The following is a 21,062-nucleotide window of genomic DNA, read 5'->3' as shown; positions in this document are numbered from 1 at the left end:
CTGGCCACATCGTTTTCCGCCGCTTCTGACCGATAGCTGTGGGTGAGCCTTCTATTTGACTGCCTGTATCGTTACAATTCGCGGGTTCCACCAGAACATTCCCCATACGTCGTCCGGCAACAGCGACGACGCCACCCCTGGCGATGCTCCCTGCCCAGGGCTTCCACCCTCAATTGAGCCAAGGCTCAGTTGAAACGCTTGATTGACACTGCGGGCCTGAACTGCGGTGTATCCAGCCGACATGCGTAACACTCTTGTGCTGTCTGCCTTGCGCCCGGCCAACGGAGCCTGGTCCAGATCCGGCAATCCTGCCCCGCACGATCAATGTGGTCGTCATCATCAGGCCCTTTCACGCACTTGCGCTGGCGCCGGGCGAGCCTGCCTTGAGGACTGCTGCCCAAACGCGCATACGCGCGCGTGCAATCGCATGAAACAACCGAATGGATGGAATTCGCTCCTACTGTGAGGCAGGCCTGATCAGGCGGAGTTGAATGAAGTACGCAACAGGAGAAAGCTCATGCCCTTCGTACCTCCCAAGGATCAACACTGCAACGGTAACGATCCGACCACTTCAACGACTGCTGGCCCCTGCGTGAAGTCGATGCCAGCACTCGAGCGCAGCAAATTCGGCGGCACGGCACGCCGCCCTGGCCGACCAGGCGACGCTGACGATCCTCCCGTATCTCGCAGTGACCTCAGCAAAGGTCACGGCCAATTGGTCGTACATCAGGAGGCGCGCATCAACTGGCGCGTTCTGCTGATCTCGTCAATGGTGATCCTGGTGTTTTCCATTACCACGATCCTCATGCCCGATGCAGCACGCTCGGCGATGAAGCGGACAACCGACTGGATTGCGACGAACCTGGGTTGGTACTACGTGCTGACGATGACCCTGGTCGTCGGCTTCGTGCTGTGGGTGGCGTTATCCAGGGAAGGGGACGTGCGCATCGGCCCTGACCACTCGCGGCCGCAGTACAAGCTGGTGACCTGGGTTGCCATGCTGTTCGCCGCAGGGGTCGGCATAGACATGCTGTTCTATTCGGTCACCGGCCCGGTCGTACAGTACTTGTACCCGCCCAGCGGCGAAGGCGGTACTGCCCAGGCCATGCAGGACGCGGTCATCTGGACCATGTTTCACTATGGCATCGCAGGGTGGGCGATGTATGCCCTGCTGGGAATGGCCATGGGTTATTTCGCCTATCGGTGGGACATGCCGCTGTCGATTCGCGCCGCGCTTTACCCGCTGTTTGGCAAACGCGTACGCGGCCCCTTGGGCGATGGCATCAGTATCATTGCGCTGGTCGGCACCGTGTTTGGAGTCGCCACGTCGATGGGTATAGGTGTGGTATTGCTGAGTGTTGGTTTTTCGCTGATATTCGCCCTGGAACAGGGCCTCTCATTACAGATCGCATTGGTGATGGGTGCTGTGGCGCTTACCATTGCGGCCACCACCTCCGGGGTTGACCGAGGCATCCGCTGGATCGCCGAGTTGAACCTTTGGAGCGCCGTGGCGATGATGCTGTACATCCTGATAACAGGGCAGACGGCGTTCTTGTTGAATGCACTGGTGTCGAACATCGGTCAGTTTCTCGTCACCTTTCCTGCGCGTACATTCCAGACGTTTGCCTACGAGCCCGACGGGGCCGGCTGGATGGGGGGGTGGACGTTGTTTTTCTGGGCCTTCTGGCTGGCCTGGGGGCCATTCGTCGGCGTGTTCCTGGCGCGAATCTCGCGGGGCCGCACCTTGCGTGAATTCGTCCTGGCGGCAGTCACAGCGCCGGTACTGTGCGATTTCATCATTGTCTCGCTGTTCGGCAACAGCGCACTTTTTCAGGTGCTCCAGGGCAACACCGAGTTTGCCACGCTGGCGATGGACAGCCCCGAGCGGGGTTGGTATGCACTGCTTCAGATGTTCCCGGGCTCGACGTTCCTGATTGGACTGGCAACGCTGTCAGGCTTGCTGTTCTACCTCACCAGCGCCAACTCCGGGGCGATGGTGATGTCGAACTTTTCTGCAACGATTCCCGACCCTTCCCAGGACGGCCCGAGCTGGTTGCGGATTTTCTGGGCCTTGCTCACGGCCATGCTCACTGTGGCGATGCTGGTCGCAGGTGGGGTCACGACCATGGAGTATGCAACGCTGATCTTTGCGCTACCGGTGACGGTCATTGCTCATCTGGTGATGGCATCCTTCTACAAGGTATTGCGCATGGAACGTGCCGAACGTGAAGGGCGCGTGCTGCGCCGTCCCTCGATGGCGGCGAGCGGGGGGCATGTACCGGAGCGCTCCTGGAAGCAACGGCTCGAGCACCTGCGGGCGTACCCATCGCTGCACCAGGTCACCCAGTTCCTGGACCGGACAGTCGGGCCAGCGCTGGGCGAAGTCGTCGCTGAATTCCGCCATCAGGGCTATCACGTCACCCGGGAAAACCTGGTCAATACCAGCGGTATCGAGGAACCGCTGCTGCAGGTATCGATGGACGAATTCCGTGACTTCCATTACCACGTCGCTATTGTCGAGGCGCCTGTGCCCATGTTCAGTGGCCGCATGACGCGCGAGATCGATGTCTATTACCGTTTGGAGGTGTTCACCCAGACGGGGTCTGGCGGTTATGACTTGATGGGCCTGACCAAACAGCAGGTCATAGATGATGTGCTCAATCGCTATGAGGCCCACTTGGCGTTCCTTGTTTTCTCCAGCGAGAACGCTACCGCCTCTGTGTTGACACCCAGGCAGTCGTAATGCTGTCCGTGACATTTTTGGCGTGCGCAGCGACCTTCCGTGGGTGACGCACCCAGTGTTCTGGTTCAAACGGGCTTTGCCTGGCTGTTTGGCACAGGTGGCGCTGTGATTGCCCCTAGCGCCTGGCCAGGCCGGCGCTGAGAAATGAGCTTCGAATGAGGGGCCTGTTAACGAAAGCTGCTAATGCTGGTATAGAGACATCCGCGAACCGTCTTTGTCAGCAGGAGCCGCCCATGCAACTCAGCCGTGCCAACCTGGCCGACTTCGTTTACTTTCTGGCTATTGTCCGCCACCAGAGTTTTAACCGGGCAGGCCTTGATGTGGGTATCAGCGCGTCGGCGCTCAGCCATGCAATCAAAGGTCTGGAGACTCGCCTTGGTGTTCGGCTGCTGAATCGAACCACCCGCAGTGTGACGCTGACCGCCGCCGGCGAAGAGTTGCATTCCCTGATCAGTGGGCCTATCGATGAAATCGGCCAGGCGATGGAGGTGCTCAATCGCTACCGCGATGAGCCCACTGGACGCATTCGTTTAAACACCTTGAGCGATGGCGCGGATTTTCTCCTTGGCCCCGTATTACCCCTTTTCAATGACCGTTACCCCGACATCGAAATCGACCTGACGGTCACCAACCGTTTGGTGGATGTGATTGGTGGCGGGCATGACGCAGGCATTCGTTATGGCGGTACGGTGCCGGAAGACATGATCGCCCAGCGCCTGTCGCCGGACATTCGCTGGGTGGTGGCAGGCTCTGCCAACTACCTCCATCGCTTTGGCGAGCCGAAGCATCCGCTCGATTTGCTCAAGCACCGCTGCTTACGGATTCGTCTTGGCAATGACCGGATGTACGACTGGGAATTCGAGAAGGATGGCGAACAGTTGGCCATCGCTGTTCCGGGGGCGATCACCATTGATGAGACGCGCATTGGCGTGTCATTGGTTCGGCACGGCGCTGGCTTGATGTACGCGCCTGAGCCGGTGATCACGCCGCTGGTGGCCTCCGGCGATTTGCTCAGGGTGCTGGATGACTGGTCCAGCGTCGCGCCGGGTTTTCACATGTATTACTCAAGCCACCGGCAACTGCCGGTGGGCTTGCGGTTGTTGATTGACCTGATTCGCGAGGTTCAGCCGTTGGGGCCGATCAGCCCCTGATCAGGCCAGTTCGTGTTTGCTGAAATCAGACACCTCGCGGTTTGGCACTCAGCTTTTGTGCTTCCACACTTCATTCGGCGGCCTCGTATTGCGCTTGGCTGACGGGTTCCAGCCATTCAACGTTCTTGCCGTCGAGAGACTCTTGAATGGCCATATGGGTCATGCCGGTGGTGGCCGTTGCGCCGTGCCAGTGTTTGACACCTGGGGGCGTCCAGATCACATCCCCTGGTTTGATCAACTGCTTCTTACCACCCGCTTGCTGAACCCAGCCTGTGCCGGCGGTCACCACCAAAGCCTGCCCCAGCGGGTGGGTGTGCCACATCGAACGGCCGCCCGGTTGGAAGTTGACGTAACCCGCCGACACCCGAGACGGCGCTCGGGTGGGGAATAGCGGATCAATCCGCGCGCTACCGACAAAACCGCTCGCCGGCCCCTCGATGGAGGGCTGCTCACCATTCTTCACAATCAGCATGGGTTGATCGGGGGCAGGGTGGGCTGCAATGGCCGCATTCGAGATCAGTGCAGTAGCAAGGGCTAACCCGGCGGTGATTTTTGGCATCAGTAAGCTCCTGAGGCGAAGATCATTTCAGTGGGCAACTTAATGCAGCACAAGCGTAGCGACTACTGAGGCCAATCGGCATGAAGTTGTGAGTAACGCTCATCAATTACCCAGATCTGGCGCCCCCATTGATGAGCCTTACTCACTGGAGCATCCTGTTTTCCCTGCCTAGTTCTCAGAAGCTTTCCTGATTAGCCTGCCAACCATAAGAGATGCCGCGGGTCCGGCCTCGCAGTTTTTCGGTGAATTGTGCTAGCGGAGATCTATCCTTGAGCTTTTCCTTTCAAAACCAAGTCGCACTGGTCACCGGTGCAGCATCTGGCATTGGCCTGGCTACCGCCAAGGCATTCGCTGATGCCGGCGCTGCCGTTGCTCTGGCCGACATCAACGGCGCAGCCGCCCAATCGGCGGCTGAAGCGCTGGTCAGCAAGGGCCACAGAGCCATCGGTTTGGGTTGCGATGTCAGCGACCTGGATCAGGTTGAAGCGATGGTTAAAGCCACCGTTGCCGCCTTTGGCCGCTTGGACGCCGCGTTCAACAATGCCGGCATCCAGAACCAGTTAGCCGAAACTGCTGATGCCTCCAGCGAGGATTACGACCGGGTCATGTCGGTGAACTTGCGGGGTGTGTGGGCCTGCATGAAATACCAGTTGCAGCACATGCGTGAGCAAGGCAGCGGCGCCATCGTCAACTGTTCCTCGCTGGGTGGCCTGGTGGGCGGCGCACAACGGGCCAACTACCACGCTGCCAAGCATGGTGTGATCGGCCTGACCAAAAGCGCCGCTCTGGAATACGCCGCCCGGAACATTCGTGTAAACGCCGTGTGTCCCGGCCTGATATGGACCCCCATGGCCGATCAGATGGTGGCCTCGGGGCAGAAAGACGCGCTCGACGGCATGTTGCAACTCATCCCTATGGCCCGCCACGGCCGCCCCGAAGAAATTGCCGATGCCGTGTTGTGGCTGTGCAGTAACTCCTCCAGCTACGTGACAGGGCAGTCCATTTCTGTCGATGGCGGCTTTGTGATGCGATAAGCCACGCCCACTGAACGCCTATTCAAATGGATTCGGAGCCGTAAGCATATGCCACCTGCCGTCACCGCAACTTTACGCTCAGCGATGCTGGTCATCCTTGGCTTGTTCATCCTGTTGGTCGGGCTTGGCATGGCCGTTGGCGGCGCCTACCTGATCAGTTTGGGAGGCTCCTGGTACTTTGCCTTGGCAGGGCTGGGGCTGCTGGTGGCGGGGGTATTGATTGCCCGGCAGCGTTGGCTGGGTGTGGTGCTGTATTTGCTGGTGCTGGCGGGCACGGTGGTGTGGTCGTTGTGGGAAGTCGGTCTTGGGTTCTGGCCGTTGTTTTCCCGCTTGGTACTCTTTGCGGTGTTGGCGGTATTGCTGTTGTTATGTGCTCCGACTAGCCCCAAGGCCAAACGCCCCAGTCTCTGTCTGGCCGCTGTGCTGATTGTCGCCCTGGGCGCAACGTTTTACACGGCACTGCAACCACAGCCGATTCAAACCGCAGATGGCGCCACTGCCCCGGTGCCAGGCGTCGCGGTGGGACGAGTGGACGGCCCTGACTGGCGTTACTTTGGGCGGACGCCTTCCGGCACTCGGCACGCTGCGCTGGAACAGATAACCCCAGACACCGTTGCCGGACTCAAGGTGGCGTGGACCTACCGTACCGGCGAAATTCCCGAGGGCCGCCAAGGTCACGTGGTTACACCTCTGCACGTCAACGGCATACTGTACGGCTGCACCCAATCCAGCAAATTGTTCGCCCTGAATGCCGATACCGGTGAAGAAATCTGGCGTTTCGACCCTAAGGCCGCAACCAACAACGTTTACCCACGTTGCCGTGGTGTGGGCTATTACGACGACGCGGCAAACACTACGGCGAGCAGCGCGCAGAACGCCTCTTCCCTGTGTATGCCTCGGATTATTGCCACCACCGTAGATGCCCGCATCATCGCAGTTGATGCCATGACCGGTGCCCCCTGCACACACTTCGGTGACGGCGGCAGCGTAAGCCTGCGGGTGGGTATGGGTGAGCAAAACCAGGAACTGTATTTCCCCACTGCAGCGCCCACCGTGGTGCGGAATCTGGTGGTGGTAGGCGGGCTGGTATGGGACAACCAGAAAGTCGGCGAGCCTTCGGGTGTGGTTCGGGCATTCGATGCACACACCGGGGCGCTTGTATGGGCCTGGGACCTGGGCAATCCCGCGATCACCCGGTTACCGCCGGAAGGTGGGACTTACTCGGCAGGCACGCCAAACGTCTGGTCGACCCCGGCATTCGATGACGCCTTGGGGCTTATCTATTTGCCAACCGGCAACGCGACGCCCGACTTTTGGGGCGGTCACCGCACGGCGGCAGACGAGCGTTATTCGTCGTCCATCGTGGCGCTGGACATTGCCACCGGGCGCGAGAAGTGGCGCTTCCAAACCGTACGGCACGACATCTGGGATTACGACGTGCCTTCGCAACCGGCGCTCTACGATGTGCCGGACGGGCAGGGTGGGACGATCCCTGCGCTGATTCAAACCACCAAACGCGGCCAGATTTTCATGCTCGACCGTCGCACAGGTACGCCGATTGCCAAGGTTGAAGACCTCGCCGTGCCTCAGGGCGGTGTGGCAGATGACTGGACGGCACCGACACAGCCGTACTCGATCGGCATGCCTTCCATTGGTACCGAGCCGCTTAGCGAACAGCGCATGTGGGGGCTTACTCCGCTCGACCAGTTGATCTGCCGAATCGACTTTCGCCGCTCCCGTTACGAGGGTGAATTCACCCCACCGAGCGAGCAGCTGACCTTGCAGTACCCAAGTTGGCTGGGAGGCATGAACTGGGGCTCGGTAACCATCGCCGAGAACCTGGGTTACCTGGTGGTCAACGACACCCGTGTAGCGACCTGGAGCCGGATGATTCCGCGCCAGGCCTACGACAAGGGCATGAGCAACGGCGGCCATGAAGGCAACGCCCCACAGCTCGGCACCCCGTGGGGCATCGAACAAGGGCGCTTCCTGTCCCCACTCGGTGTGCCGTGCCAACAACCTCCGTATGGAACGATCAGTGCGATTGACCTGGCAACGCGTCAGTTGGTCTGGTCCATGCCGTTGGGAACGGCCGAAGAAACCGGCCCGCTTGGTATCGCCACACACCTGCCCATGCCCGTCGGCATGCCGACCCGTGGCGGGCCGATATCCACTTCCGCCGGCTTGGTGTTCATGGCTGGCACACAGGATTTTGCCATTCGTGCACTGGACGTGCGCACCGGCAAAGAGCTTTGGAAAGGCAAGGTTCCGGTCGGCGCCGAGGCCACACCAATGACATATCTGTCACCCCGTAGTGGTCGCCAGTTTGTGGTGGTCAGCGCTGGTGGCAATTCCGCCACAACTGAAAAGGGTGACTACGTGGTGGCGTTTGCGCTGCCCAAGCCCGAACAACGCGATTAACTAACTCACCACGAGGACAACCCAATGGAACTCAAGCGCGCAGGCTCACAGCCATCGATCAAAGGCCCGGAGGAATGGTTTACCGGCGCCGTTCGTATCGACCCGCTCAACTTCCCGCCTGAACCCGCTCGCGTCTCGGTCGCCAGCGTCACCTTCGAACCGGGCGCCCGCACCGCCTGGCACACCCATCCTCTGGGGCAGACCCTTGTCGTCACGGCGGGCTGCGGCTGGACCCAATGCGAAGGTGAACCCATTGTCGAGATTCGTGCAGGTGACGTGATCTGGTGCCCGCCTGGCCACAAGCACTGGCATGGCGCGTCCGCGACCACCTCCATGACCCATATCGCCGTGCAGGAAGCCCTGGATGGCAAGAACGTTACTTGGCTGGAAAAAGTGACCGATGAGCAATATCAAGTTGGGCCTACCTCCGATGTAACTGCGTAGTCTCCGATGGTTCATGGGGCGCCAACGGCGTGATCTGGCACCTGGCCGATTTCGCTCAAGCGGCTGGGTATCGATACCTGCAAGGGCTGGCGCAGCCTCTTGCTACTGCTTGATCAGATCACTGGGCTTCCAACTCTGGTCGAAGAACGCTTGCTTGGGACCGTATAGGCGCACGATCACCAGGAAGCCTTTGCCCGGTACGGTCCGAATCCAGTTTTTCCCTGTGCCTGGTGATTCAGGGCCAAAGTAGATGTCGGTCGAGCCGTCGCTGTTCTGCGCGGGCTTGTCCATCTGGTTGAGCGACGGGAAAGGCTGGCCGTTGTCCAGGCCCGAGGCTGTGAGGTTGTCATAGGCCGTCACCGACCAGAACAACGCCGCCGGCACATTTGCCGGAAGATTGAGCTTGTAGGTGTGGGCGCCATCGAGGAACTTGCCGTCGGCATCGCGGGTAGTCGCCGGGTACTTGGCGCCGGCGCCGACCAAGTTCATCACCATGCCCGGGCTGTCCGAGTAGGCAGAGGTGAAGAACGCCACTCGCTGCTCAAGATTGGTGAATGTGCCGCTGGCCTGAAACTCGGTGTTTTCCCCGGCGAACGTGTTCACATATTGGCGATCCGTGTAGTACAGCCCCCCTGGCTCTTTCATCAGCAGATGGCTGGTGACCACCTTGCTCATCTTGAACGCGGTGCGTGCCGCCTCATCCAGCAGTTTGCGTCGCTCGGCATCCGGGGCGAAGGCCTTGCCCTTTTCGATGCCGATGGTATGCAGGAAGCCGCGCATGTCCATGTCCGCCGGGTCGACCGCTTCCGCTTCTATGAAGCGCGAGAGCAGTTCGAAGTAACGGCCGTCCTCGGGGAACAGCATGTTGATCGGCGCACCGGTAGCATCCGGGAACTGCATGGGCAGCGCCGAATCCTTCTTGCCTAACGGATAGATCTTCGTGCGCTCCACTTCGGCCACCGGCACGCTCAGGTCCTTCGGGTCCTTGAAGAAGGTGCGCCAGAACAGGAACACATTGTTGGTGCGCGAGCGGTAGACGAAGCCCTCGGTAGGCTCAGGGCCGTCATAACCTGGCGGCAGCAGTACATAGGTACCGCCCTTGCCCTTGTCGGGACCGGCCAGGCCGACGTCACCGCGCCAGGTCTTGCCATCGATGGTCGGCCCCACAATCGGCCGCTGGAAGAAATCATCGAACATGCCCTGCACCCCGGGCGGTGCCTCGACCACCAACGGACCGTACTTCGCCAGGTCCAGGTAGCTCATGGCGTAGACCAGGTCGGAGTTCGGGGTGGTCACCAGCGTCTTGGCATTGATGCGCTTCTTCCAGGTCGGCAGGATGTTGTAGCCGGCACCGAACTGTTTCTCCGACGCCTCTTTCATCGACCAGATGTTGATTGCTGGCAACGCCCACAGGTACGACTGTACTGCACGCTGAAAGACCAGTTCGTCTATCAGGCTGCGGGCGGTGGCTTCAGTCGGGAAGCCATTTTCGAAAGGCTGGTTGGCCAGCTCTTCGTAACGCGTGGCGGCATTGGCGACGCTGCCCAGCGAGACCGCTACGGCCAGGGCGGTCAGGGTGTTGCGCAAGCTGCTCATGGGATGTCCTTATGTGGCGCAGTTTGAAAGGGGGGCCTGATGCGGCTGTCAGTTGGCCTTGACCACCGCCGGCGGGGTCCACTGGCCGTTCATTGCAGAGGCTTCAGGCCAGTAGGCTCGAACGTACAGCGAGAAATCGGCGCCCTTCGGCGAGGGCAGCCAGTTGCTTTCCTTGTCGGCACCCGGCGATTCGCTCTGCACATACAGCGTCAGCGAGCCGTCAGCATTGTGTTTCAACGCTTTGTTCTTGGTACCCAAGGAGTACCGGCCCAAGGCGTTTTCGGCAAAGAAGTGCTGTTGGTTGTAGAGCGTGAGTGACCAGAAACCTTTTACCGGCGGCAAGGCATCCTTGGCGAACGTCACGCTGTAACGTTGGGCACCGTTGAGGCGTTGTCCGGTTTGATCCAGGTCCTGGTAGAAATACTTGGTCTCGATCTGTTTGTTGACGAAGATGTTCGACCGGGCGACCGCCGTGCGCAGGAAGTAATCGGTACCGAACGCTGCGCCGTTGGTGATCGTGCTCCAGTGATGGGGCAGTTGCTGGCCGTAGTTGCGGAACTGCAACAGCGGCTTGACCACTTCCTCATCGGTTTTTTGTGCTTCGTCAATCATCGCCTGCTTCAGCTGAGGGTCGCGCTGGGCAATCTGTGCCAGGTTTGACAATTGAGCGTAGCGGGCCTCTTCACCGGGCAAGGGTTTGGCATCTGCGAGAATGGCCGGCAGTTCATCAAAGAACTTTTCCGGGAACACCCAGCGGGTTTCTTCATCACCCGCCGCTTGCGCAGGGAATTTGGGCGACTTGCGCCAGTCACGCTGTTTGGCTTTGCCATCGAATTGCGAAAGTGGGTACATGTCGATACCCGACAGGAATGGCTGAATCGCTTCGCGGTCCTGGTCGGTGTCATCCTGGAAAACACGGGGGATGACAAAACCGGTATTGGTCTTGGCCCGGAATACCTGGGTAATCCCTTCGGGTACTTTTCCGTTCCATTCAGGCCCGACCAGCAGATAGAATCCGGGTTTGCTGCCATACATCTTGCCCAGTTCGGCGAAGCTGTCCGAGCGCAGGTCCACCACCTGGTACACCCAGAAACGGTCCTTGAAATCCGGTACTTGCAGCACCACCGGCTCAATATCCAGGGCAATGCTGCCAGCGCCGTAGACCACGTCCTGGTTGGGGCAAGCGACCAGGCGTTCGCCCGGCGAGATGTAGTCGGTGAGCATGGACAGGTGATTGATCGGCGCCACCGGCACGATGCCACCCATCAGCCCTGCTTCGGGCAGGTCCTTGAATTTCTGCCTGCGGTTGTAGATGTTGGCCATCGTCCAGCCCCAGAAATACGCATCCCTGGCCTGCATGCGCACATAGGCCTCGGTCACTTTCACATCCGCCGCAGGGCCGGTTACCTGCACGGCCGGCTGCTCGCTCGCCTGCACTGCGGCAGTGATCAACAGCGCGCTGGTTGCCAGCGCCAGGTGGGCAATCAATGCACCTTTTCTCATGCGGTCATCTCCTTGTCCGTTACTTCCCCAACGTGATGTTCAAACCCGCGAACAACGTGAACTGCGGCACGCCTGGGCCCTTGTGGTCCACCGTCCACTGCGGCTCGACGAACCAGTTGTAGATGTTGCTGCCCACCTTGCTGGCCTTGCCGATACCCAGGCCTAGGGGGATGTAATGGGTGTCGTTCTTCAGGTCGAAGGTCCAGGTGCCGGTGGAGCGCAGGTACCAGCCCTTGGGCAGGTTGTGAATGATGAATGGCTAAAAGGTCGCGGTCTCGACATGGGGCCGGTCATCGTCACCGGCAAAGGATGACTGGTACTGCACAAGGGCACCCAGCAGGCCGCGTGGGGAGGCATCGATGGCCACGGCAGCAAACCCGCCCTGCCATTTGCCGGTCCCCAACTCATCATGCTCGGCCGTGGGGGCGGTGATCTGCGGGCCGATGCCGAGCTGAACGCCCTCGGTCTTGAGCAGGAAGATATCGAACAGGTTCAAGTCGCCCATGCCCGTGCTGTAGCCGCCGTGCGGGTCCGGGCGGGTACTGATGGGCACCGTGGCGCGCAGCAGTTGCGGTACACCAATGAAGCCCCTGGGGCGATTGGCAACGTGCCGCGCACCAGCAGGTCGTTGGTGTGCGCGTTGGTGTCATACAGCGACGGCGTGTAGTAATCCTGAAAGTTCAAGCCCGGGGCAAGGTTGAGCGGATTATTACTTTTGTTGGCTGTTTCGGCATTGTCGGCCTGCGCGCAGAGGGGTGTTGAGAAAAGAATTGCCACCGTCAATGGCCGTAACCATAGCCCTCTGCCATGCATGCATTATCTTCCTTGAGTAGGCAAATCGGTGACTGACCGACTCGTATCGTTTGATCGGATGCCTCAAAGCTAGCAGAGGATTTCAATCGTGCTAGCGTCGACGGTTATGAACCGGGCAGTTAAATCTCAGATAACTAATCAGATTGTCACTTGGTGGCTATGCTCAATAATCGATCGCCTTCACCACGGACGGGCGAGCGTCGGTCAGTTACTCAGCATTTGCCCCTTCCATGGATGAACACTAAGGACCCTACATGCTTCGACGCTCGTGGTGTACCGGCCCAACGCTGCTGGGTATTAGCATCGCTGCTTCCATTACCGCCATTCCCGCTCAGGCAGACAACGCTCGCGACTGGCAAAACCTGCCAACCGATCTGAACATGATCTTCGGCTACTACAACCTCATCGACACCAACACGCCGATCGACACTTCATTGCCGATCGACGGGCTGTCACTGAACGCCGACCTGTACATCCTGCGCTACGCGCGATCCTTCGGCATCGACGGGCGCAACTCTGCGATACAGGTAATCCAGCCGTATGCCGATGTAAGTGCATCATTCGACGATGCGCGGTTTTTCGACGGGACCAAGCACAATGGCGGGATGGGGGATGTGCAGCTGGTTTTTGTGCACAACCTGTTTGGCGGGCCGGCGCTGACCCAGGAAGAGTTTGCCACCTGGCAGCCCGAGACATTCCTGACCGGGGCCATGTGGGTCACGGCGCCCACCGGCGATTACGACAAGAAGCGCATCATCAACATCGGCGCCAACCGCTGGGTATTCAAACCGGAGCTGGCATTTGGCACGCCCATCGGGCCGACCTGGCTCGAGGTCAACACCTACGTGTCACTGTATGGCGACAATGAGGATTACCTGGGCGACAACAAGCTTGAGCAGAAGCCGCTGTATGCCGTCGAAGGGCACTACAGCTACAGCTTCAACCGTGCGCTGTGGGCCTCTCTCGACGCCACCTATAACAAAGGCGGGGAAACCAGAATCAATGGCGTCAACCAGGATAACCAGCAAGAGAACACACTGCTGGGCGCCAGCCTGGGCTTCATGCTATCGCCCCAGTTCGGCGGGTTGATTGCCTATTCGGACACTGTCTCCGAGCGCACAGGTTCACCGGATGTGAACACCTGGACGTTGCGATTGCAGTATGTGTGGTGAAGACTTCAATCAGCGTAGGGCCTTTTGCAGACGCTACCACCCATGGGCTGGAGAAAAGACATGCCGGCTTGCCCCTTACCGACTGACGAAACGCTGCGCCAGCGTACCCTTGATGAGATGAATGTGCTGGATACACCGGCTGAGCATTACCTCGATACCCTGGTGCGCCTCACTCAAGAAGTGGCGCACGTGGATACTGTACTGATCAGCCTGATTGATCACGATCGGCAATGGTTCAAGGCCAGGATTGGGCTAGATGTTAACGAGACTCCGCGCAATGTGTCCTTCTGCGGCTACGCCATTCTGGGTGACGACACCCTGGTGGTGCCTGACGCCGAGTACGATGCGCGATTTGCCGATAATCCGCTGGTGATTGGCGCACCCTACATCCGCTTCTACGCCGGTCACCCCTTGCGTGCCGGGAACGGCAAAGCAATCGGAACGTTATGCATGTTCGACCCTCGCCCACGCCTGCTAAGTGAGGCCCAACAGGCCAACTTCAGAGACTTGGCCACGCTCGCAGAGGGTTATCTACAACTGCGCAGCTTGATACAGGCCAACCACGACTTACGGCTTGAAATGGACCGTGAGCAACGCAAGGCTTTGCTTGATCCGCTAACACAGCTATGGAACCGCGGCGCGGTGGCGGCCTTCCAGGATCGGGAACGCCGTTTGGCAAAGGAGAAAGGTCTGAAGCTGGGTGCTCTGTATGCGGACCTTGACCACTTCAAGTCGGTAAACGACAAGTATGGTCATGCTGACGGTGACCAGGTGCTCTGCGAGTGTGCGCGTCGCTTGCGAGCAGCCCTTCGCCCGGACGATTTGCTGGTACGCCAGGGCGGTGAGGAATTCGTCGCATTGCTACGGGTAAAGGACGCTGACGAGCTGGTGCGGATCGCGGAACGCGTGCGCCTGCTCGTTGGCAGCAGACCGATGCAACTCTCCAGCGGTGCGCTAAGGGTGAGCCTCAGCCTAGGATCTACTTTAGTGGCCGATAGCGAGCAGATCGATGATGCACTGCGGCGTGCCGACAGCGCACTTTACGCAGCTAAACAGGGAGGGCGAGACCGAGTTGTCTATCTCCCGCCGATCCCGTAAGAGCCTAATCTGGGCCATGGCGGTCACACAAGCGCATCAGAGGCTCGCTTCGGTCATTCTTCAGGTGGTTCGGCCGATGGCCTTGTCCTGGAAGTTTGACCAAGGAATTGTATAGGTCAACGACGGCAAGCTTTGCGAGAAACAGCGTACATCCGAGGAGGCGGCCGTGGGCAATTTCCCTATCTTGGTGACCGTGCTTTCGATGGTGCTGGGTTTGTCCATCACCAGGATTCTTTTGGGCGTCATGACCGTTTTCCGGATCCGCCGGACGGCACCGCCAGATTGGGTAGCCCTTGCGTGGGCATTCACAATTTTTCTTTTCCAGCTGGAATTCTGGTGGGCCCTCAATGATCTTCCCACATTCAAGAAAGACTTTTCTTTCGTCGAGTTCCTGCTTCTGGTCAACCTGACCCTCTCCCTGTTCAGCGCAGCGGCGTTGATCTTGCCCAGTCGCAGCGAGGACGCCAAACTGGTGGTATTCGACACCCGTGGCAATCGCGGTGGTAACAGCTTGGTCGGGCCGAGGATTCTGTCTGCACTCTTGGGTGAGGCGTTTGTTGAAAGCCTGGGCCAATCCTCACATTCGTATGCAATGTGGCGGGTCTCTCCTCTGGCACTTGCCACACTCGATAGCGCATTGGTCAGCATGCAAGGCAACCACGAAAAAAACAGCGATGCCTACACGTTTGTTTCAGGTATGCGTGAGTCGATGAACGCTGCGCTTGTGGGGAAGCAAGACTGGCTGAGACAGCCCGATACGTCATCGCTCGACCAGGGCCGGGTAAAGGATTCCAGTCCAGTAAGATTCAAAGGGCAGCTTGTGTTGGTGACGGACTCATTCTGTGCAAGTGCCTTTCTGCTTGCCTGCGCCAAGCGCGCCAGTTCCATCCTGAGCAAGTCCAGTGGTGGCTGACTGATCTTCAGCGCGAGGATGTGCTGGTTGGCGATGCGCACAAGCAGCGCCAACCCTTCGACTGTTTCGTCTGAATTCAGTCTGGAGCCTGCTCGGCCGCGGTCTCGGCAACGGGGGCCGCAGCACGTGCTTTCGACTTGGCACGATTGCGTCGGTCCTGGCCGCGATGGCGAGCAGCTTGCTGCTTCGCATGGATCGCCTGAGTGGCGGTCACAATACCGGCGACCTGGCCATTCAAGTCCAGACGCGGGGCGTTCTCGACCATGCTTGCCCAGTAACGGGTGCCCCGGCACCAGGTGGAAATACCCAGCTTGAGCTGTTCACTGGTGATGCCAAGCAGCTCCAGGTGTTGCTCGGCATCCTTGAAGATGCCTTCTTTGAGCGGAACCTTGGGGGCCGGATTGACAGGGAAGGCCAGTGGAAAATGCTTCTGCAACGGCCAGATCGCCGCTACCGCCGGGTCCTGCTCACGAGGCTTCGCCTGGGGCGGAGACTTGCGCTTGGGGGGCTTCGGGCTTTCGGCCTTTTCCTGCACTTTCTCCGCCCGCAGGCGGTCACGTAGCTCAGCTAGTTGTTCAAAACCCATTGTTCAATTCACTGCTTCGAAGTTGATTGCGAGGCACAAGGATAAGCCATGCAGCGCTACAGATCAGCTTAAACAGATGAATTGCCCCAATTTTTCTGGACACGGCGTGCCTGTTTCCCCAGAGCTTCGTCCTGCAGCACATCGGTATTTAGCGCGACTCAGTATCAAGTCGCTGCATTTGGTATCGCTTATCCGAAAGGCGGCGAATAAATACAGCCACGCCAGCAAAGCCGCAGTCGTACGAATACACAGGCCTTTCTGTGTCTGACTTGAGGTAAGCGATCATGGCTAATAATCAAGACAAGGGCGGCAATCAGGGCAATGCTGACACCGGTGCGGGCAGCAACACCGCGGGTACCGGGCAGCAAGGCGGTCAAGGCTCGGGCGGTGGCATGCCGAACCAGCAACAACCGGGTCATAACCAGCCAGGGCAGAAGCCCGAAGACAAGATGAACAAGGACTGGGACCGTTCCAGCGATACCGGTAGCAAAGGCGGCCGGCCTGCAGACAATGTAACCGACCAGCAGAACCAGGCGGATAAAGACCGCATGGGCGGCCAGCAATCGCAACGCGATAACCCGCAGCGTGACCAAGACCGCTGATTGTCGCTAAAGCGCACCAGGGTGGGCTAGCCATCCTGGTGCAAGCGGGCCGTGCAGCCGCTTCAGATTGATCGCTGATTGACGCGGGCAGATAGCTGTTCGGCGGTTTCCTTGCGCTCCGAATAGCGGTCCACCAGGTAATCCTGACGGTCGCGTAGCAGCACGGTGAACTTTACCAACTCCTCCATCACATCCACCACGCGGTCGTAGTACGGCGAAGGTTTCATGCGGCCAGCCTCATCGAATTCCAGGTAGGCCTTGGGTACGGAAGACTGGTTCGGCACAGTGAACATCCGCATCCAGCGGCCAAGCACCCGCAGCTGGTTGACCACGTTGAACGACTGCGAGCCACCACACACCTGCATCACCGCCAAGGTCTTGCCCTGGGTGGGGCGAACGGCGCCCATCGCCAGGGGCACCCAGTCGATCTGCGCCTTGAACACCGCAGACATCGCCCCATGGCGCTCCGGCGAGCACCAGACCTGGCCCTCCGACCATTGCACCAGCTCGCGCAATTCCTGCACCTTGGGGTGCTCCACCGGCGCATCGTCAGGCAGCGGCAGGCCAGAAGGGTCGAAGGTTCTGGTCTCGGCGCCGAAGTGCTCCAGCAGGCGCGCGGCTTCCTCTACCAGCAAGCGGCTGAAAGAGCGTTCGCGGGTAGACCCATACAGCAGCAGGATGCGTGGTTTGTGCTCGCTGGCAACGGTTGCCGTTGGGGGCAGATCGAACAACGCGAGGTCGAGGTTGGGGAGATGATCGGACATTTTTTACTCCTGCTTATTGCGTGCCGATGCGATCCAGCGCGTGCTTGAGCTGATCACGGTCGAGGCTAGCGAATGGAAGGGCGAAGAAGGCTCGGCAGCGCGATTCGATGTGGGCCAGCGTGGCCTGGAAGGCCGCGTCGACTGGCGCCTCGTCACCCACCACATCCGACGGGTCTTCCAGCCCCCAGTGCGACTTCAGCGCGGGTCCGAAATACACCGGGCAGGCTTCGCCGGCGGCCCTGTTGCAGACGGTAATGACGATGTCTGGCGGGTTGCCCTCGAATGCGTCGTTGCCCTTGCTACTCAGGCCAGCAGTCGAAATACCGGCCTGCTCCAGCGTGCTCAGGCTACGGGGCAATACTTGCCCCTTGGGGAAGCTGCCTGAACTGATCGCTTCGAAACCTGCCGGGGCAAGGTGGTTGAACAGCGCTTCAGAAAGGATGCTGCGGCAGCTGTTGGCCGTGCACATGAACAGGACTCGCATGGAGGGCTCCTTTGCTTCGTGGCGGACGTCAGGGGCGCCGGCGCAGTGCCAGGGCCGAAAGGGTGATCAACAACAGGCGGCGTCGCGAACGGGGCGGTCGTCCATGCACTTGAGCCGAAGTGTGTTGTCGGCCAACCATTGCGAATTGGCCTGCAAGGTGACCTGCAGCATCTCGTGAACCCAGGCGGGCAGCGCTGGATTAAGGCGGTAATACACCCATTGGCCCTGGCGCCGGTCCAGCAACATGCCATTGCTGCGCAGCTGCGCCAGATGGCGGCTGATCTTCGGCTGGCTGTCGCCCAACGCGCACATCAGTTCGCACACACAAAGCTCTCCCAGGCCGGCGATGAGCAGGGTGGCGCGAGCGCGGGTTTCGTCAGCCAGGCATTTGAAGACATCGGGCGGAGTGATCATCGCGGCACCAATACATATGGAAAGCCGAATATACGTATTTCCATATATTCATGGCAACCCCCGCAATGCAGAAACTGGCCGCATCGGTTTCAGCCCTCATTCAGAGGCCGCGACTGACCGACAGCTTTTTCGCAGTCCCTCAGACGTCTGGTTTGCACTGGGTAAATTGACAGCCCGTTCAGGCACCTGCCTTGGCTTGCTGTTCCAGATGCACCTGCAATGCCGGGTCGATTTGCAGTGCGCTGGCCAGTTCGTCAAGGTAGGCCCGCTCGGCGTCCTGCTGGTCATCCACCAGCATCACGCTGGCCAGGTACATTTCTGCTGCCATGGCCGGGTCCCGTGCCGACTGGGCCACTTCGGCAACATCGAGCGGCTTGCTGACTTCTTCATCCAGCCATTGCTGTAGCTGTGGGTCGCTGGTTTGACGTTTGATTTCAGCGTAAATCAGTTGCTCTTCCTGGTGGTCGATGCGGCCGTCTGCCTTGGCTGCCGCAATCAGCGCGCGCAAGATGGCATGGCTGTGGTCCTCGGCCTCGGGGCCGGACAACTGATCGACAGTACGCACCGCCTGTTGCGGGGCTGTCGCCTGGCTGCGCTGCCAGCTTTGATAGGCCTGGAACGCCATCATGCCCAGCGACGCCAGGGCGGCCAAATTGGTGCCGCCCGCAGAGCGCCCCTGGGGCAAGCCGCCCGTGCCGCTGCCAGCACGGCCACCCAACAGGCCACCCAGCAAGCCGCCCAACCCGCCCAGGCCGTCTTGCCATGACATGCCGCCGCTGCCTTGACGCCCTTGCGAGCCTTGCCCGGCGCGCAGCAACTGTTCGAGTAGATCACTGGTGTTCATGGCTGCGCCCCTCGCTCGGTAGTCGTTGCCCAGACAAGCAACGATAGCCCTCTCAAGGCGATTCGCCATGACCGTCTGGCCCCTGGGCCCGGCCGGTGGAGGCTGTGCTATCACTACAGCAACGCTGTTCGTGCCATGGGCCAGGGAGTGCGCAATGAATCGCCTTTTGACTGTGTTGCTGGTGCTGTGCGCCTTGCTGCCGACGATGGGGCAGGGCAAGGAGGCCATCGGCAGCGCCACCGATGGCATACCGGGTGAGCCGGCAGAACTGCAAATCGCCAACCGCAGCATTATCACGTTACACGCCACACTGCTGGGCGAAACGCCTGCTGCCCGCGTGCAGCGGGCCACGTCGGTGATCGAGGAGGCACTGCGCGGCACCGACGAGCTCAAGGTGAGCATTGACCCGATCGTCAACAGCCACCTGGTGCTGCTGGGTGGGCGCCGGGCCTTCATCGTCGCGCCGCAGGACCTGGGCGTGGAGGGCGGCGACACCCGCGCGGCCGCCGAGCAGGCAGCGGCCACCTTGCGCCAGGTAGTGGACGAAACCGGCGAGGCGCGCAGCTTGCGTTTTATGCTCAAGGCGCTGGGCTTTTCCGCCATCGCCACACTGGTGTTCGTGGTGCTTATCAAGGGCGCCAACCTGGGCCGGCGCAAGCTGCGCGGGCGCCTGACGCAGTTGATGCGTGAGCGCGCGCGGCAGATCAAGGTAGGCCAGCTGCCATTGTTCGACATGCAGTACGTGTACTACCTCATCGACCGTCTGCTGCGCCTGATGTATTGGGTGATCGTGCTTTTGCTCAGCTACCAGTGGCTGAGCTTCGTGCTGTCGCAGTTCCCTTACACCCGGCCGTGGGGCGAAAGCCTCAACCTGCACCTGCTCGACCTGCTGCGCTACCTGCTCGACGGCATCCTGCACGCCATCCCCGGTATTGCCGTGGCCGTCATGATTTTCTTCATCGCCCGTGGCATCAGCGGTTTCAGCCGGCGCGTGCTGGAGCGGATGGCCCGCCCGGGCACATTGAAGTGGCTGACCGAAGAAACTCTGCGGCCCACGACACGGCTCACTTCGCTGGCGATCTGGCTGTTTGCCCTGGTCATGGCTTACCCGTACCTGCCCGGCTCTGGTACCGATGCCTTCAAAGGGCTTTCGGTGCTGTTGGGCCTGATGATTTCGCTGGGTGCCACAAGCGTGGTGGGACAGGCGGCGGCAGGGCTGATCCTGACCTACTCGCGCACACTGAAGGCTGGCGAATACGTGAGGGTAGGCGACAACGAAGGCACGGTGACCGAAGTCGGCATTTTCAACACCACCATTCGCACCGGCCTTGGCGAGGTGCTGACCCTGCCCAATTCAATGATCACCGGTTCGGTGACGCGCAACTATTCGCGGGTGGTGCAAGGGCAGGGCTACATTGTCGATACCGTGGTCACCATCGGCTATGACACGCCCTGGCGCCAGGTTGAGGCGATGCTGGTGGAAGCGGCGCAGCGCACCGATGGCATTCTGCAAAACCCCAGCCCGCAGGTGTTCCAGACCGGGCTTTCGGACTTCTACCCCGAATACCGCCTGGTGGCCCAGGCAGTGCCTAGCGCGCCAAGGCCGCGTGCGGAGTTGCTGAGCCTGCTGCACGCCAACATCCAGGACGTGTTCAACGAATATGGGGTGCAGATCATGTCGCCGCATTACCTGGGGGACCCGGTGCAGGAGAAGTGGGTGCCGCGGGACAAGTGGTTTGCCGCACCGGCGCGGGAGCCTGGCGGCGATGGCAACGATGCCTGAGCGCCGTTTGGAGCGCGGCGATCATCGAGTGGTGGTAGGGCACACATTAACCTGGCGAATCTTTCGCATTATTGCCCGCGCCCGTCATGAGGATGGCTAAAGGTTCTGTGAAATCAATTCAGTTCCCTCGGTCATGCC

17 protein-coding genes and 2 pseudogenes are annotated in these 21,062 nt (G+C 60.1%); 10 read left to right on the top strand and 9 right to left on the bottom strand.

What is annotated here, in order from left to right; genetic code table 11:
* Positions 1-517: 517 nt before the first annotated feature.
* Positions 518-2,743 (top strand): choline BCCT transporter BetT, encoded by a 2,226-nt coding sequence (betT, locus tag PP4_RS15565; RefSeq protein WP_080642797.1) that lies wholly within the window; start codon positions 518-520, stop codon positions 2,741-2,743.
* A gap of 233 nt (positions 2,744-2,976) precedes the next feature.
* On the top strand, positions 2,977-3,894 hold the full coding sequence (locus PP4_RS15560; RefSeq protein ID WP_016500154.1) for a LysR substrate-binding domain-containing protein: 918 nt from the start codon (positions 2,977-2,979) through the stop codon (positions 3,892-3,894).
* Between the two features lie 70 nt (positions 3,895-3,964).
* On the opposite strand, the gene PP4_RS15555 is transcribed toward PP4_RS15560, so the two are convergent.
* Positions 3,965-4,453: a (R)-mandelonitrile lyase gene (locus tag PP4_RS15555; RefSeq protein WP_016500153.1), complete on the bottom strand. Its 489-nt coding sequence runs from the start codon at positions 4,451-4,453 to the stop codon at positions 3,965-3,967.
* A 269-nt stretch (positions 4,454-4,722) separates the two neighbouring features.
* Here PP4_RS15555 and PP4_RS15550 point away from each other — a divergent pair, with 269 nt between their 5' ends.
* The 3 genes from PP4_RS15550 to PP4_RS15540 are packed head-to-tail and all read left to right on the top strand — an operon-like array spanning position 4,723 to position 8,352.
* Entirely contained in the window at positions 4,723-5,487 is a 765-nt protein-coding gene (locus PP4_RS15550) for an SDR family NAD(P)-dependent oxidoreductase (RefSeq protein ID WP_016500152.1), read from the top strand.
* 48 nt (positions 5,488-5,535) lie between these two features.
* Positions 5,536-7,908, top strand: coding sequence for a membrane-bound PQQ-dependent dehydrogenase, glucose/quinate/shikimate family (locus PP4_RS15545; protein WP_197538700.1), 2,373 nt, complete (start codon positions 5,536-5,538; stop codon positions 7,906-7,908).
* A 24-nt stretch (positions 7,909-7,932) separates the two neighbouring features.
* The gene (locus PP4_RS15540) at positions 7,933-8,352 is read left to right on the top strand and encodes a (R)-mandelonitrile lyase (RefSeq protein WP_016500150.1); all 420 of its coding nucleotides are present in this window, start codon (positions 7,933-7,935) and stop codon (positions 8,350-8,352) included.
* Between the two features lie 102 nt (positions 8,353-8,454).
* Here the strand turns inward: PP4_RS15540 and PP4_RS15535 are convergent, their stop codons facing one another.
* From PP4_RS15535 to PP4_RS15525, 3 genes and pseudogenes are all read right to left on the bottom strand, one after another.
* Entirely contained in the window at positions 8,455-9,948 is a 1,494-nt protein-coding gene (locus PP4_RS15535; protein ID WP_016500149.1) for a DUF1254 domain-containing protein, read from the bottom strand.
* A 48-nt stretch (positions 9,949-9,996) separates the two neighbouring features.
* A complete protein-coding gene (locus PP4_RS15530; protein ID WP_016500148.1) occupies positions 9,997-11,451 on the bottom strand; it encodes a DUF1254 domain-containing protein in 1,455 nt (484 codons plus the stop codon).
* Positions 11,452-11,470: 19 nt separating this feature from the next.
* Positions 11,471-12,264, bottom strand: a pseudogene (locus PP4_RS15525) (hypothetical protein).
* A gap of 254 nt (positions 12,265-12,518) precedes the next feature.
* Here PP4_RS15525 and PP4_RS15520 point away from each other — a divergent pair.
* The 3 genes and pseudogenes from PP4_RS15520 to PP4_RS29720 form a co-directional block, all read left to right on the top strand.
* Positions 12,519-13,436 (top strand): transporter, encoded by a 918-nt coding sequence (locus tag PP4_RS15520; RefSeq protein WP_016500145.1) that lies wholly within the window; start codon positions 12,519-12,521, stop codon positions 13,434-13,436.
* A gap of 60 nt (positions 13,437-13,496) precedes the next feature.
* On the top strand, positions 13,497-14,534 hold the full coding sequence (locus tag PP4_RS15515; RefSeq protein WP_016500144.1) for a sensor domain-containing diguanylate cyclase: 1,038 nt from the start codon (positions 13,497-13,499) through the stop codon (positions 14,532-14,534).
* Between the two features lie 166 nt (positions 14,535-14,700).
* Positions 14,701-14,997 (top strand): annotated as a pseudogene (locus PP4_RS29720) (hypothetical protein); the annotation flags it as partial.
* Between the two features lie 526 nt (positions 14,998-15,523).
* Here the strand turns inward: PP4_RS29720 and PP4_RS15505 are convergent.
* On the bottom strand, positions 15,524-16,033 hold the full coding sequence (locus tag PP4_RS15505; protein WP_016500142.1) for a ProQ/FinO family protein: 510 nt from the start codon (positions 16,031-16,033) through the stop codon (positions 15,524-15,526).
* Between the two features lie 284 nt (positions 16,034-16,317).
* Here PP4_RS15505 and PP4_RS15500 point away from each other — a divergent pair, with 284 nt between their 5' ends.
* Positions 16,318-16,635, top strand: a complete 318-nt coding sequence (locus tag PP4_RS15500) for a hypothetical protein (RefSeq protein WP_016500141.1) — start codon at positions 16,318-16,320, stop codon at positions 16,633-16,635.
* 62 nt (positions 16,636-16,697) lie between these two features.
* Here PP4_RS15500 and arsH read toward each other — a convergent pair whose 3' ends face one another.
* The 4 genes from arsH to PP4_RS15480 form a co-directional block, all read right to left on the bottom strand.
* Positions 16,698-17,399, bottom strand: coding sequence for an arsenical resistance protein ArsH (arsH, locus tag PP4_RS15495; protein ID WP_016500140.1), 702 nt, complete (start codon positions 17,397-17,399; stop codon positions 16,698-16,700).
* A gap of 13 nt (positions 17,400-17,412) precedes the next feature.
* Positions 17,413-17,883 carry an arsenate reductase ArsC gene (locus tag PP4_RS15490; protein WP_016500139.1) on the bottom strand — a complete coding sequence of 157 codons (471 nt, stop codon included), beginning with the start codon at positions 17,881-17,883 and terminating at the stop codon, positions 17,413-17,415.
* Positions 17,884-17,949: 66 nt separating this feature from the next.
* A complete protein-coding gene (locus tag PP4_RS15485) occupies positions 17,950-18,297 on the bottom strand; it encodes a metalloregulator ArsR/SmtB family transcription factor (protein WP_016500138.1) in 348 nt (115 codons plus the stop codon).
* Between the two features lie 178 nt (positions 18,298-18,475).
* Complete coding sequence (locus PP4_RS15480; RefSeq protein ID WP_016500137.1) at positions 18,476-19,141, bottom strand: tellurite resistance TerB family protein; 666 nt, start codon at positions 19,139-19,141, stop codon at positions 18,476-18,478.
* A gap of 154 nt (positions 19,142-19,295) precedes the next feature.
* Here PP4_RS15480 and PP4_RS15475 point away from each other — a divergent pair, with 154 nt between their 5' ends.
* On the top strand, positions 19,296-20,924 hold the full coding sequence (locus tag PP4_RS15475; RefSeq protein WP_016500136.1) for a mechanosensitive ion channel family protein: 1,629 nt from the start codon (positions 19,296-19,298) through the stop codon (positions 20,922-20,924).
* Positions 20,925-21,062 lie beyond the last annotated feature (138 nt).

Source organism: Pseudomonas putida NBRC 14164, from assembly GCF_000412675.1.
Classification (GTDB): Bacteria; Pseudomonadota; Gammaproteobacteria; order Pseudomonadales; family Pseudomonadaceae; genus Aquipseudomonas; species Aquipseudomonas putida.
This window is presented reverse-complemented; position numbering and strand designations above follow the sequence as displayed.